Origin of the sequence: Enterococcus cecorum (assembly GCF_052119425.1) — a bacterium.
Lineage (GTDB): Bacteria > Bacillota > Bacilli > Lactobacillales > Enterococcaceae > Enterococcus_E > Enterococcus_E cecorum_C.
The window spans coordinates 1-13876 of sequence record NZ_JBQKFH010000033.1 but is presented as its reverse complement, the minus strand read 5'-3'; the positions used below and the strand labels follow the sequence as shown (position 1 = coordinate 13876).

The following is a 13876-nucleotide window of genomic DNA, read 5'->3' as shown; positions in this document are numbered from 1 at the left end:
GGAGTGGTTCGATGAAAAAAGTATTAGTTGCAAATCGTGGCGAAATCGCAATACGTGTTTTTCGTGCATGTGCGGAATTAGGAATTGCAACAGTCGGTATTTATGCAGCTGAAGATGAATATTCTGTTCACCGTTTTAAAGCAGATGAAGCCTACTTAATCGGTGAAGGTAAAAAGCCTATTGAAGCGTATTTGGATATTGAAGGCATCATCCAAGTCGCCAAAGAAGCTGGGGCAGATGCGATTCACCCAGGCTATGGATTTTTATCTGAAAATTTACAGTTTGCGAAACGTTGTCAAGAAGAAGGCCTGACATTCATCGGACCAAAACTTGAACATCTAGATATTTTTGGAGATAAGATTAAAGCAAAAGAAGCAGCCGTGAAAGCCGGCATTCAATCTATTCCAGGAAGTGACGGCCCGGTAGACTCTGTACATGAGGTGCTTCAGTTTGCGAAGGATTACGGCTATCCAATTATGATTAAAGCAGCCCTTGGCGGTGGTGGTCGTGGCATGCGCGTGGCCTTTGATGATGCTCAAGCTTTAGAAGGTTACAATCGTGCAAAGAGTGAAGCTAAAGCCGCATTTGGTAGTGATGAAGTCTATGTAGAAAAATATATTGCTGATCCAAAACATATTGAAGTGCAGATTTTAGGTGATATGCATGGCAATGTTGTGCACTTATTTGAACGTGATTGCTCAGTACAAAGACGTCATCAGAAAGTAGTTGAAGTTGCACCTTGTGTATCATTATCAACTGAATTACGTGAAAAAATCTGTGGTGCGGCTGTTCAATTAATGAAACATGTCGGATATGTTAATGCTGGAACTGTAGAGTTTTTAGTTAGTGGCGATGATTTCTACTTTATTGAAGTGAATCCACGTGTACAAGTAGAACATACGATTACTGAATTAATTACAGATATTGACATTGTGACTAGTCAAATTTTAATTGCTCAAGGGAAAGATTTACATAAAGATATTCATATTCCACAGCAAGAAAATATTTATCTTAAAGGTGCAGCGATTCAATGTCGGATTACAACAGAAGATCCATTGAATAATTTTATGCCTGATACTGGTAAAATCGATACCTATCGCTCACCTGGTGGTTTTGGTGTCCGTTTAGATGTTGGTAATGCTTATGCGGGCGCCGTTGTTACTCCTTATTTTGACTCTTTATTAGTAAAAGTTTGTACGCATGGTGCAACTTTCCAAGCAGCAGTTCAAAAGATGCAACGTTGCTTAAAAGAGTTTAGAATTCGTGGGGTAAAGACAAACATCCCATTTATGCAAAATGTCATTCATAATGAAGTCTTCCAATCAGGAAATGCCAAGACGACCTTTATTGACAACACACCAAGTTTATTTGAGTTTTCTAGTACGCGAGATCGTGGGAATAAAACCATGAAATATATTGGTGAAATCACGATTAATGGTTTCCCAGGAATTGATAAAAAAGCAAAACCATTCTTTGAAGTGCCTCGTGTACCAAAAGAAATAATTACACAAAATAAAGAAATTGTTACCGCTAAAAAGATTTTGGATAAAGAAGGTCCGCAAGCTGTTTCTAAATGGGTTCAAGAACAACAGGCTGTGCTTTTAACGGATACGACCTTCCGTGATGCGCACCAAAGTCTACTAGCCACCCGTGTTCGAACACATGATATTGAAAAAATTGCTGCTCAAACGCAATTTGCTATTCCACAATTGTTCTCAAGTGAAATGTGGGGTGGGGCAACTTTTGATGTGGCGTATCGATTCTTGAATGAAGATCCGTGGGAAAGATTACGTAAAATTCGTAAACAAATGCCAAATACGTTGATGCAAATGCTATTTAGAGGATCTAATGCTGTGGGTTATTCAAACTACCCAGATAATGTCATTCAAGCCTTTATTAAAGAATCAGCCAAACAAGGAATCGATGTCTTCCGTATATTTGATAGTCTGAACTGGACTGCTCAAATGGAACCAAGTATTCAAGCGGTGTTAGATAGTGGAAAAATTGCTGAAGCGGCGATTTGTTACACAGGTGATATTAATGATCCGCTTCGTAGTAAATATGATATAAATTACTATAAACAAATGGCTAAAGATTTGGAAAGTTTAGGTGCGCATATTATCGCGATTAAAGATATGGCAGGCTTATTAAAACCACAAGCTGCTTATCGTTTAATTTCTGAATTGAAGGATACTGTGGATGTACCAATTCATCTTCATACGCATGATACTTCTGGTAATGCGATTATGACTTATGAAAAAGCAATTCAAGCAGGTGTAGATATTGTCGATGTGGCTATTTCTGCAATGAGTGCCCATACGAGTCAACCAAGCATGTCAAGTCTATACTATGCTTTGTTGGGGGATAAACGCGCCCCACAAATGGATATTCAAAAAGCCCAAGCATTGAATCATTATTGGGAAGATGTGCGCCCATATTATCAAAGTTTTGAAAATGGCATGAACGCGCCGCAAACTGAAGTCTATTTACATGAAATGCCTGGTGGGCAATATTCTAATTTACAACAACAAGCAAAAGCGGTTGGCCTAAGTGATAAATGGGATGAAGTCAAGCAAATGTATCGTAAAGTAAACATGATGTTTGGGGACATTGTGAAAGTGACACCTTCTTCTAAAGTGGTAGGAGATATGGCCTTATTTATGGTTCAAAATCAATTAACTGAAGAGGATCTTTACGAAAAAGGCGATACTTTAAGTTTCCCTGATTCAGTGGTTTCTTTCTTTGAAGGACAGCTTGGACAACCAGTCGGCGGTTTCCCTGAAAAACTGCAAAAAATTATTTTGAAAGGCCGTCCAGCTATAACTGTGCGTCCCGGCCAGTTAGCACCTGCTGTTGATTTTGAAAAGGTACGTAATGAATTAGCTGAAAAAGTTGGCTTTACTCCTAAAGACGAACAAGTTTTGAGTTACTTGATGTATCCACAGGTCTTTTTAGATTACTGTAAAGCCTATGATCAATTTGGTGAAGTCAAGCTATTAGATACACCAACCTTCTTTTATGGGATGCGTTTAGGCGAAAAAATTAATGTTGAAATCGAAAAAGGAAAAGTATTAATTATTCGGTTAGATGAAATTGGTGAAGCAGACGAAGAAGGCAATCGTATCTTATTCTTTAATTTAAATGGTCAAAGACGTGAAATTGTGGTAAATGATAAATCTATTCAAAGTACCATTGTTCATCGTAAAAAGGCCGAACCTACAGATAAAAATCAATATGGTGCGACAATGTCCGGATCTGTTTTACAAGTATTAGTGAAAAAAGGTGATCATGTGAAAAAGGGCGATGTCTTGATGATTACTGAAGCGATGAAAATGGAAACGGCAATCGAAGCACGTTTTGACGGGGTAGTCGATCATTTATATGTACATCCTGGCGAAACAATTCAGTCAGGTGATTTGCTTATCGAATTAAAATAATATGTATTTGGAGGGATTGAAATGAAATATCGTAAATTATCGTTTATGATTATTTTTATTTTGGTCCTTCTTTTTGTATATTTACAGCCTGTTTTTTATCCGATGAATAAGAAAATAAACTCGCAATCTAATACGGTTAAACTGAAACAACCTAGACCGCAGCAAAATACTGAAAACATTGTTGCGGATTTATATGCGCAGATGATTGGTCAAGATATCAAAGCAGTACGTGATAAATTACCTACAGAATTGCAAAAAGTGGATACAGGTTATGGGTATACCGAATATTTATTTGCCAATCAACATCAAAATTATGATGTATTAACAAATCATAATGGTAAAATTCAAGAATTAACAGTTTTTGGTAGTAAAGGGAAAGTAGATAATGATTTTTATCTAGGGATGGACTTAGAAGACTTATTATCGAAAGCTACTGTATCTAGTTCCTTATCTTTAAAGTTACAAGATAAAGATTATCAATTTGAATTATCAGAAGAAGATATGAACTATCGACCATTTATTAGCTATAATAATCAAGTCTATGCAATTTGCTATTTTCATCCAATTTCGGGAAAATTATTTGCGATTCGTTACTTAGATGCGCCTTATTTGTTAAAGGTGGCTCCTTATCAAATCATTAAAGGACAATATGATATTTATGAAAATGAGAGTCGACTAGCAAATTGGGAGGAATTGAGTGCGCAAAAAGCAAACTATTTATTAACCTTGTTCAGTCGTCTTGATGAAAAAAAATATCAGTTAGCCGATTCTGATTCAGATGTTGTGGCGAATAAGGCATTAGCGCAGTTTGAGCAAAATCCTGAAAAAGTATTAAGTACTGCACGGATTCTTCAGTTAAAACAGATGCATACACAAAGAACAGAGGCATTTTTTACTTTTACATCGGATGAGTTGAAGCATTTGACGGATATTGCCCAATTAGAAAATGCTCGCGGAATTTTTTTATCACCGAGTGTAGATTGTATGGATATTACCTTACAATTACAAACCAATCCAATCTTACATAACAAATTAACAAATAATCAGGCAAAAGCATTAAGTATTGCATTTCATAAACAAGATATGTTAGTCTTAATACTGGATGAAGAATAAAATAAAGGGGGAATTTTGTGTGATTATTAATGAGGAATTAATCGCATTAGATGAAAAAGTCGATGAATTACTCGCTAATATTGTACATTCGGATACCTTTCAGCAATATATCAAAGCACAAGAGGCCTTAAATTGCGATAATGATTTGCAAAAGGATATTCTTGATTTTCAACATAAAAAAGCTCATTTTGAGGAAATAGAACGTTTTGGTACGTATATGCCAGAATTTAAACAAATCCGTCGTGAATTACAACGTGCCAAGCGTAAGATGGATATGCAACCTCAAATGATTGCTTATCGTCAGTCTGAAACAGCCTTACAAGGGATATTAGATGAGATTTGTCTTGAAATGAGTACAGTTATTTCTGATGATATTAAAGTTGACGCAGGAAATCCTTTTTTTATTCGTCAAAATCATCATGGGTGTGGAGGAAGTTGTCATGTCTGAAAATGAATCAGCATTTGAAATAACCAAAAGACGCGGGATTATTGTCTGGGTTTACTCACTTAGACAATTAAAAAGCTTAAAACGTTTTGGGTTAGTTCATTATATTTCTAAAAAATCAAAATATGTTTGTCTTTATGTAAACGAAGAGAAGGTAGAAGAAGTGATAAAAAAAATAGAGAAGCTACATTTTGTACGCCATGTTGAACCTTCTTATCGTCCGGATATTGAAATGAATTTTGCCGAACGAATTGGTACCAAAAAAGCGTATCAAGTCGATGATGATGGCTATGAAGTAGAAGAGTTAAATACAACCATTCGTTTAGCAGATGAGGTGTTTTAGGGGGAGTTATGCGAGTTATTTCTGGAAAATACCGCTCAAGAAGATTAAAAAGTTTGAGTGGTGATAACACTCGACCAACTACCGACAAAGTAAAAGAATCCATGTTTAATATGATTGGACCATACTTTGAAGGTGGGACTGTTTTAGATTTATTTTCTGGTAGTGGGGCTTTGGCAATTGAGGCGATCTCTCGAGGTTGTTCACATGCTTATTGTGTGGATCGAAATTTTTCAGCAATCAAAATTATTAAAGAAAATATCGCTCTCACGAAAGAAACAGAATTATTTTCGGTGATTAAAGCTGATGCCAATAAAGCGATTGAACGTTTTAAACAAGAAGGGCTTCAATTTGATTATGTCTTTTTAGATCCACCTTATGCAAAACAAGAAATTGAAAAACAATTAGAAAGGCTTCAAGAATATACGCTTTTAAGCAAGGATGCCGTCATCGTATGCGAAACGGATCATCAGGTTGAATTAGCCGATGAAATTGGTCAACTAAAACAAGTTCGTGAACAAAGTTATGGCATTTGTAAAGTAACTATTTTTGAAATGGACAATAATCATGACTAAGAAAATTGCCTTGTTTCCAGGTAGTTTTGATCCATTAACATTAGGACACCTGGATACAATTGAAAGGGCGAGTCATTTATTTGATGAAGTGATTGTAGGTATATTTACGAATACTTCAAAACAATCTTTTTTTACAATCGAAGAAAAGGTTGACTTAATTCGTGAAGCATGTGCCTATCTTCCAAACGTACGAGTTATTGCTAAACAGGCTGATTTAACTGTTAATATTGCTCAGGAATTAGGAGCAAAATATCTGGTACGTGGTATTCGTAATATGAAAGATTATGAATACGAACGTGAAATCATGGAAATGAACTATCATCTGGATGATACAATTGAAACAGTTTTCTTTTTAGCAAAGTCTAAGTACACCCATATCAGCTCTAGTTTAATTAAAGAAGTCGTTTATTTTGGTGGCGATGTCTCCGATTATTTACCTAAAAATATTGATGAGGCGATTCGGAGGAAACAAAATGAAAGCTAAAAGATTGAAAAAGATTGTCAGTATGCTCGTTTTTCTGATTCTTTTGTTGGCTTTCTTCTTTTATCCTGTCAATCGTTATGTGGAAAAACCGGGTGGCATTGTAGATTTGAGTACGCTAGTCAAAATTAATAATCATAAAGATAAAGAAAAAGGTTCATTTTCGCTGACTTATGTGACTTTCCAACAAGCTAGCTGCTATCAATTGCTCAGAGCAAATTTTGAACCATACTGGGACGTTTTATCTTATGAACAAGTGCTTGGCGGCTCAACGAATCAAGAAAGCTATGATTTTTTACAAAACTATTATTTTGAGAATGCCCAACAAATGGCGGTATATAATGCCTTTAAAGCTGCCAACGAAAAAGCGACCATCCAATTTAATGGGTTATATGTTTTAGATTTCGTGGATGGCTCAAAAGCAAAGCAACAATTAAAAGTGGGCGATATCATCACTCATGTCAATGGTCAAAAACTTGAAAACAGTCTTACTTTATTTCAAGTTTTAAAGAACGAAAAACCTGGCAATCAACTAAAACTAACTGTTAAAAGAGGAAATAAAACATTAACTATGGACATCACGTTAATGAAAGATGACCAAAATCAAGCGAAGTTAGGAATTATTATTGGTAGTGCCATTGATTTGAAAACAAGTCAAAAAGTCGCATTTGATTCAGAAGGGTTTGGTGGACCTTCTGCAGGTTTAATGTTTACACTCGAAATTTATGAACAATTAACCAAAGAAAATATTCGCCATGGTCAAAAAATCGCCGGCACTGGAACGATGGATGAACTCGGCAATGTTGGCCAAATTGGTGGTATAGATAAAAAAATAGTGAGTGCTGATAAGGCTGGTGTTGAACTTTTCTTCGTACCAAAAGATCAACAAAAAGAAGATGACAATGAAAAAATCGCCAAAAAAGTAGCGAAACAAATTCATACAAAGATGAAGATTGTGCCTGTTGCTACCTTTAATGAGGCACTGACTTACTTAAAAAATCAGAAATGAGGAATCAAAATGGAAATTATAAGAGAATTACCGATTGTGGATGCTTACCACTTTGATAATAATGTAGAAGAAGGGGAACAAACACAAATCCAAGTTGCTTTTGTTCCACTAGCAGCTAACAACCCAGAATTTACAGAAAATAATACGCTATTAGGTGCTCAAGTGCAATATAAACTTGTGCTAGGTTCATTTAAAATTTCAGGTCAAATTCGTCAGGTTAATCATATTAAAGATCGTAAAATTACGTCTCCTGATGATTTATCGCATGAGGAATCTGAAGAATTAGTTGAACCAATATTTGATGTTTTACGACGTTTAACTTATGAAGTAACAGAAATTATCACTGATGAACCTGGTATCAACCTTGAATTTAATTCTGAGTTTGAAAGTGACAGACAACAAGGAGAGTAATCATGTTTACCAATCAAGCACAATTTGTTTTGTATGTTTCTGATGTGAAAAAGGCTGCAGATTTTTGGCAGTCAGTTGGCTTTGAGATTTTGACAATTGAAGAAATGGATGGCAGTTTAGTTGCTGAAATTACGCCTTGCAAGGGTAGTCCATTGACCTTCAGTTTGTATGATCGCCAATTTGTGGAAGAACATGCGCATCAAGTGAATACCAATGCACCGCAAATTATGTTTTTTGCAGAAGATATTGTAAAATTATATCAAAAGATGCAAGAAAATCAGGTGGAAGTCGGACAATTAATGCAACTAGATGAAAATCGTTATATCTTTAATTTTGTCGATTTAGAAGGCAATTATTTTGCAGTCACTGGCAATTAATTTGCGCTTGCTAATCCTTTCAAGAGTGAGCACAGTTTTGTGGTTCACTCTTTTTATTTAAAACGATATTAAAGGAGTATAAAAATGGAGCAATTTATTATTCAACAATTAGTGACAGAACTTGCACCAATTACTAAGGTACAGATTGAAGCTGTTTTAAATCTATTGGCTGATGGTGCAACAATTCCTTTTATTGCGCGCTATCGAAAAGAAAAAACGGGCAGTCTAGATGAGGTGCAAATTAAAAATATTCAAGACCGCTATCAATATTTAGAAAATCTACAAAAACGTAAAGAAGAAATCATTGAAAATATTTCAAATCAAGGAAAACTAACAGAAGAATTGCGCGCAGAAATATTAGCTGCTAATGTTTTACAAAAACTTGAAGACTTATATCGTCCTTACAAACAAAAGAAAAGAACAAAAGCGACCATTGCTAAAGAAAATGGGTTAGAACCATTATCAGAAGCAGTATTTCAAAATCAAGATCAGGCTGTTTTGGAAAAGATGGCGCAATTAAGCACGAATGAAGCAGTACCTACGCTAGATGATGTGTGGAACGGTGTACATGAAATTTTGGCTGAAAAAATTGCGGATGAAGCAAAATATCGTGAATGGATTCGCAACTTTACCTATAAAAATGGTCAGTATACCTGCCAAGTAAAAGATGAGTCATTAGATGAAAGAAAAGTATATGAAATCTATTATGAATTTACCCAACCAATCAAATCTATGGTTTCACATCGTATTTTAGCGACCAATCGCGGTGAAAAAGAAGGCGTCTTAAAAGTTAATCTAGAAGTAGATACAAATAAAATCCATGAATATCTGGCTAAACATATTATTCCGAAAAAGGCCAATGAATTGCTTGTTGAAAAATTAACCACTGCTTATGAGGATGCCTATAAACGGTTTATTCAACCAGCAATTGAACGGGAAATCAGAAATGAACTGACAGCCAAAGCGGATGAACAAGCGATTGAAGTCTTTGGTGAAAATCTTAGAAATCTATTACTACAATCGCCATTAAAAGGAAAAGTTGTCATGGGATTTGACCCTGCTTACAGAACCGGTTGTAAATTAGCCATTATGGACCCAACTGGTAAGGTCTTAGCTATTGATGTGATTTATGCTACGATGGGCTCAGAAAAGCAATTAAAAGAAGCGGCTAAAAAGTTCATTCAATTAATTGAGGACTATCAAGTAGAAATGGTAGCCATCGGGAATGGAACAGCCTCAAGAGAATCTGAAAAATTTGTTGCTGAACAATTGAAAAAAATCAATCGTAAAGTCTATTACATCATCGTAAATGAAGCAGGGGCCTCCGTTTATTCAGCCAGTGAAGTTGCCCGATCAGAATTTCCAGATTTACAAGTCGAGCAAAGAAGTGCTGTAAGTATTGGTCGTCGTTTACAAGATCCATTAGCAGAATTGGTGAAAATCGATCCAAAGGCGGTGGGAGTTGGTCAATATCAGCATGATGTATCCCAAAAACAACTAGCGCAGCAATTAGACTTTGTAGTTGAGACCGTCGTTAACCAAGTCGGTGTCAATGTCAATACCGCTTCTAGCCAATTGCTTGCAAGAATCGCTGGTCTAAATAAGACAACCGCACAAAATATTGTCAATTATCGGGAAGAAAATGGCGCATTTAGTCAAAGAAATCAATTGAAGAAAGTGCCACGTTTGGGTCCTAAAGCTTTTGAACAAGCAATTGGATTTTTACGTATTCCAAATGGGAAAAATATTCTTGATAATACACCAATTCACCCAGAAAGCTACCAGGCAACTAAGGATTTGCTTGATGCTTTGAATATTAATCTTACTATGCTTGATATACCGGAAGCAAAGAGCCAATTACAAAAAATAGATATCAAACAATTATCGGAAAAATTAGCCATTGGTCGTGAAACCTTACAGGATATTATAGATTCCTTGCTTAAACCAGGTCGCGATTTACGGGAAGATATGCCAGCGCCTATTTTACGTTCGGATGTGTTATCAATTGAAGATTTAAAAGTTGGGATGAAGTTGCAAGGTACTGTACGTAATGTTATCGATTTTGGAGCATTTGTCGATATTGGTGTGAAACAAGATGGCTTAGTGCATATTTCTAAACTAAGTGATCGTTTTGTTAAACATCCAAGTGAAGTCGTTGCAGTAGGAGATATTGTTCAAGTATGGATTACCAGTGTTGATACACAAAAAGGTCGTATCGGCTTGTCTATGCTTGCGAGTGATGGGCGTGAATAATCAAGCATTAACGCATCTTGTTCAACAAATTTCGCTTGAGTTTTTTAAAAGACCTTTCCTGCATCGTGCGCTATTTAATAAAAGATTGAAAACAACAGGCGGACGCTATCACTTGAACGATCATCATATTGATATTAATCCTCTACTGTTAAATGTAGATAAAGCAATATTATATGGTGTCATTAAGCATGAATTGTGTCATTATCATCTACATTTAGAAGGCAAAGGTTATCGCCATGCAGATCAAGACTTTAAAAAGCTATTACAAGCAGTAGGTGGATTACGCTATACACCAAGGTTACAACAGCCAAAATTCCACTATCAATGCATAGTTTGTCAGCAAGATTATTTCCGAATAAGACGTTTGGACGTGCGTAAATATGCATGTGGGAAGTGTGCTGGTCGTTTGAAATTAGTAAAAGACTATTAAAAAGCTTTTTAAAGTGCTGCGAAAAGAATTGATATTTCATGTGTTTTGTTAGATAATGAATTGTCTTTTCCCTTGTAATATCAATTATTTGACAAAAAACACGTGAAAGATTATAAAATTGCTATATTGAAAATACGAAAAGAGGCAACTGAATGATTAATAAAGATCAAATTTATCACTTTGTTGGGATTAAAGGTTCTGGAATGAGCTCTTTAGCTTTAGTTCTTCATCAAAAAGGCTATCATGTCCAAGGTTCTGACGTGGAGCAATATTTCTTTACCCAACGTGATTTAGAAAAAGCAAACATTTTAATTTTGCCATTCAACGCTGATAATGTAAAAAAAGAATATATTGTGATTGCTGGGAACGCATTTCCTGATACTCATCCTGAAATCGCACGTGCTAAAGAAATTGGTGCTACTGTGATTCGTTACCATGATTTTATCGGTAAATTTATTGAACAATTTACAAGTATTGCCATTACGGGATCTCATGGAAAAACAAGCACAACTGGGTTACTTGCCCATGCAATGTCTGGTGTGGTACCTACAAGCTATTTAATTGGTGATGGTACTGGCCATGGTGAACCCGATGCTACTCATTTTGTTTTTGAAGCCTGTGAATATCGACGTCATTTCTTAGCCTATTCACCTGATTATGCGATTATGACGAATATTGATTTTGATCATCCAGACTATTATGAAAGTATTGAAGATGTGTTTACGGCTTTCCAAAGTTTAGCTCATCAAGTTAAAAAAGCGATTTTTGCTTATGGCGATGATGTTTATTTACGGAAATTACAAGCTGAAGTACCAATTTATTACTATGGTCTTAAAGATACCGATGATTTCCAAGCTAAAAATATTGAACGCACAACGACTGGTTCACAATTTGATGTGTATCATGGTACTGAATTTGTTGGTCATTTTGCTATTCCTGCTTTTGGTGAACATAATATTAAAAATGCGTTAGGTGTTATTGCAGTATGTTTTGTTGAAGGTTTTGATATGAAATTAATTGCTGATGAGTTAAAATCATTTGCAGGTGTCAAAAGACGTTTTAGTGAGAAGAAAGTGGCGGATATGACAATCGTGGATGATTATGCGCATCATCCAGCAGAAATTGCAGCTACGATTGATGGCGCACGTCAAAAATATCCAGATAAGCAAATTGTCGCTGTCTTCCAACCACATACTTTCACACGTACAATTGCTTTACTTGACGAATTTGCTCAAGCACTTGATTTAGCTGATGAAGTTTACCTATGTGATATCTTTGGTTCAGCACGTGAAAAATCAGGTCAAGTAAGTATTGAAGACTTATCTGCAAAAGTGAAAAAAGGTGGAACAGTCTTAAAAGAAGAAAATATGTCCCCTTTATTAAATCATGAAGATAGCGTCATTATCTTTATGGGCGCAGGCGATGTACAAAAATTTGAAATTGCCTACGAAAACCTATTAAGCAAAACAACTAGAAATGTTTTATAAGAAAAATTTTTACCAGCTTGAATTTGATTTTGAGCTGGTATTTTTTATTTTAAATTCAAGTATCAAACTTGCACTTTTCTCTAGATTTGATTAAAATAATTGTAATGAAATATTTGGAGGAATGAAATTTGAATATTGGTAAACCTAGAAAGCTTGGTAAAACAATTGAGGAGATAGAAGAGGGCGATTCGTTATCATTAACCGAATCTATCGAAGACCAGCAACTCTTACTATACTTAGGACTTACAAATGATGCGAATCCATTGTTTATTCAACATGACTATGCACAACAAACGGAATTTGAAAGACCAATCGTGCCTATGGTGATGTTAAGCGGCATTATTGCGAGTGCGATTTCTAAGCATTTGCCTGGTCCGGGATCACATATTGTGAATTTCTCAATGAATTTAATTGAGCCTATTTATCATTATGAAACTTTGACCTTTAATTTTGAGGTAATCAAGGTGGACAAGATGAAAAATGTCGTAACCATTTCTGTTGAAGGAAATAATCAAGAAGGTAATCGCGTACTCGATTCAGTCGTTATGGTTCAACCGCCATTGATTGTTCATCCAAACACCGAAAATCAAGATGAATTGGTTAATGAGTAACTTCAAATAACGAAATGAGGGAAAGTTATGAATCAAGAATATACTACAACTACAGGATTAAATCGTTTTTTTGCAAAAGTATATGGCATTTTTGGTGTAGGCCTTGCCATTAGTGCACTTGCTGCTTATCTTTGTTCAACCGTTTTTGTCAATCAGTTTCTAGCTACTGTCAACCAAATGACTTTTATCTTATTGTGGGTTTTTGAAATTGTCTTGGTCTTAGTAATTGGTCGTCAAGCTTTTAAAAATCCAGCTTTGACATTAGCCGGTTTTATTGTTTATTCACTATTAAATGGAGTGACGCTCTCTGTTACTTTATTGGTGTATGACTTTGGTACAGTGACGTCGGCATTTGCAGCTAGTTCTTTAACCTTTATTACAATGGCTGTCTTTGGTATCTTTACTAAGAGAGATTTATCCGGCAATGCACGTGCGTTATATTCTTTTTTAATTGGTGCATTGGTGGTCATCTTAGTCAATATTTTTATGCAAAGTAGTGCCGTTGACTATTTTATTTCTTTTGTACTTGTCATTATCTTTAGTGGTTTGACTGCTTATGATAATCAACGTATTCGTGAAGCTTATTTTAGCTATCAAATGGAAAATGATTTTGGTATTGCTACTTTTATGGCATTAAATCTATATCTTGACTTCATCAATTTATTCTTAGCATTTATTCGCATTTTTGCTAGGGATTAATATTTAGTCAATAAAAAATTTAAGCATCAAGACAATTTGTTTTGATGCTTTTTTTTGGAGGGATAGGATGACGACTTCAACTAAATACCAGTTAGAAGGTAAGCGTCCAATAACAAGGTGTATCGCATCTATCTAGTCCTCCAGTTATACTGTATTCAAACAGAAGATTGGAGGTTTTTTATGATGAAACAACCCATTGTCCCTCTAG

At 35.4% G+C, this 13876-nt stretch carries 14 protein-coding genes and 1 pseudogene; all 15 read left to right on the top strand.

Annotated features, from left to right (window positions below):
- Positions 1-11 precede the first annotated feature (11 nt).
- The 15 genes and pseudogenes from ACTQZM_RS08935 to ACTQZM_RS08865 all read left to right on the top strand — a co-directional run bounded on the left by ACTQZM_RS08935 (position 12) and on the right by ACTQZM_RS08865 (position 13668).
- The gene (locus ACTQZM_RS08935; RefSeq protein ID WP_441653539.1) at positions 12-3437 is read left to right on the top strand and encodes a pyruvate carboxylase; all 3426 of its coding nucleotides are present in this window, start codon (positions 12-14) and stop codon (positions 3435-3437) included.
- A gap of 21 nt (positions 3438-3458) precedes the next feature.
- Positions 3459-4550, top strand: a complete 1092-nt coding sequence (locus tag ACTQZM_RS08930) for a CAP-associated domain-containing protein (RefSeq protein ID WP_441653538.1) — start codon at positions 3459-3461, stop codon at positions 4548-4550.
- A gap of 19 nt (positions 4551-4569) precedes the next feature.
- Positions 4570-4998 carry a YlbF family regulator gene (locus tag ACTQZM_RS08925; RefSeq protein WP_441653537.1) on the top strand — a complete coding sequence of 143 codons (429 nt, stop codon included), beginning with the start codon at positions 4570-4572 and terminating at the stop codon, positions 4996-4998.
- A complete protein-coding gene (locus ACTQZM_RS08920; protein WP_248621143.1) occupies positions 4991-5338 on the top strand; it encodes a YlbG family protein in 348 nt (115 codons plus the stop codon). Before ACTQZM_RS08925 ends, ACTQZM_RS08920 begins: the two co-directional genes overlap by 8 nt.
- An 8-nt stretch (positions 5339-5346) precedes the next feature.
- Entirely contained in the window at positions 5347-5910 is a 564-nt protein-coding gene (gene rsmD, locus ACTQZM_RS08915) for a 16S rRNA (guanine(966)-N(2))-methyltransferase RsmD (RefSeq protein WP_113784200.1), read from the top strand.
- Positions 5903-6394, top strand: a complete 492-nt coding sequence (gene coaD / locus ACTQZM_RS08910; protein WP_050047125.1) for a pantetheine-phosphate adenylyltransferase — start codon at positions 5903-5905, stop codon at positions 6392-6394. Before rsmD ends, coaD begins: the two co-directional genes overlap by 8 nt.
- Positions 6384-7400 (top strand): SepM family pheromone-processing serine protease, encoded by a 1017-nt coding sequence (locus ACTQZM_RS08905; RefSeq protein ID WP_441653536.1) that lies wholly within the window; start codon positions 6384-6386, stop codon positions 7398-7400. The genes coaD and ACTQZM_RS08905 overlap by 11 nt, the downstream gene beginning before the upstream one ends.
- Before the next feature lie 9 nt (positions 7401-7409).
- Positions 7410-7811 carry a DUF1149 family protein gene (locus ACTQZM_RS08900; RefSeq protein ID WP_248621145.1) on the top strand — a complete coding sequence of 134 codons (402 nt, stop codon included), beginning with the start codon at positions 7410-7412 and terminating at the stop codon, positions 7809-7811.
- A gap of 2 nt (positions 7812-7813) precedes the next feature.
- Positions 7814-8188, top strand: a complete 375-nt coding sequence (locus ACTQZM_RS08895) for a VOC family protein (protein ID WP_016252127.1) — start codon at positions 7814-7816, stop codon at positions 8186-8188.
- Positions 8189-8272: 84 nt separating this feature from the next.
- Positions 8273-9992, top strand: a pseudogene (locus ACTQZM_RS08890) (helix-hairpin-helix domain-containing protein); the annotation flags it as partial.
- Positions 9986-10441 carry a S1 RNA-binding domain-containing protein gene (locus ACTQZM_RS08885; protein WP_441653546.1) on the top strand — a complete coding sequence of 152 codons (456 nt, stop codon included), beginning with the start codon at positions 9986-9988 and terminating at the stop codon, positions 10439-10441. The pseudogene ACTQZM_RS08890 and the gene ACTQZM_RS08885, both read left to right, overlap by 7 nt.
- Positions 10434-10871, top strand: coding sequence for a SprT family protein (locus ACTQZM_RS08880; RefSeq protein ID WP_441653535.1), 438 nt, complete (start codon positions 10434-10436; stop codon positions 10869-10871). The genes ACTQZM_RS08885 and ACTQZM_RS08880 overlap by 8 nt, the downstream gene beginning before the upstream one ends.
- Before the next feature lie 152 nt (positions 10872-11023).
- On the top strand, positions 11024-12358 hold the full coding sequence (gene murC, locus ACTQZM_RS08875; RefSeq protein WP_047241933.1) for a UDP-N-acetylmuramate--L-alanine ligase: 1335 nt from the start codon (positions 11024-11026) through the stop codon (positions 12356-12358).
- Positions 12359-12486: 128 nt separating this feature from the next.
- Positions 12487-12969, top strand: a complete 483-nt coding sequence (locus ACTQZM_RS08870; protein WP_441653534.1) for a MaoC/PaaZ C-terminal domain-containing protein — start codon at positions 12487-12489, stop codon at positions 12967-12969.
- A gap of 27 nt (positions 12970-12996) precedes the next feature.
- Complete coding sequence (locus tag ACTQZM_RS08865; protein WP_441653533.1) at positions 12997-13668, top strand: Bax inhibitor-1/YccA family protein; 672 nt, start codon at positions 12997-12999, stop codon at positions 13666-13668.
- Positions 13669-13876: the final 208 nt, after the last annotated feature.

Excerpts from the sequence above, each read along its gene's own strand:
- murC (WP_047241933.1), top strand. The coding sequence starts at position 11,024 with ATGATTAATAAAGATCAAATTTATCACTTTGTTGGGATTAAAGGTTCT.
- ACTQZM_RS08905 (WP_441653536.1), top strand. The coding sequence starts at position 6,384 with ATGAAAGCTAAAAGATTGAAAAAGATTGTCAGTATGCTCGTTTTTCTG.
- ACTQZM_RS08865 (WP_441653533.1), top strand. The coding sequence starts at position 12,997 with ATGAATCAAGAATATACTACAACTACAGGATTAAATCGTTTTTTTGCA.
- ACTQZM_RS08935 (WP_441653539.1), top strand. The coding sequence starts at position 12 with ATGAAAAAAGTATTAGTTGCAAATCGTGGCGAAATCGCAATACGTGTT.
- coaD (WP_050047125.1), top strand. The coding sequence starts at position 5,903 with ATGACTAAGAAAATTGCCTTGTTTCCAGGTAGTTTTGATCCATTAACA.
- ACTQZM_RS08920 (WP_248621143.1), top strand. The coding sequence starts at position 4,991 with ATGTCTGAAAATGAATCAGCATTTGAAATAACCAAAAGACGCGGGATT.
- ACTQZM_RS08930 (WP_441653538.1), top strand. The coding sequence starts at position 3,459 with ATGAAATATCGTAAATTATCGTTTATGATTATTTTTATTTTGGTCCTT.
- ACTQZM_RS08895 (WP_016252127.1), top strand. The coding sequence starts at position 7,814 with ATGTTTACCAATCAAGCACAATTTGTTTTGTATGTTTCTGATGTGAAA.
- ACTQZM_RS08900 (WP_248621145.1), top strand. The coding sequence starts at position 7,410 with ATGGAAATTATAAGAGAATTACCGATTGTGGATGCTTACCACTTTGAT.
- rsmD (WP_113784200.1), top strand. The coding sequence starts at position 5,347 with ATGCGAGTTATTTCTGGAAAATACCGCTCAAGAAGATTAAAAAGTTTG.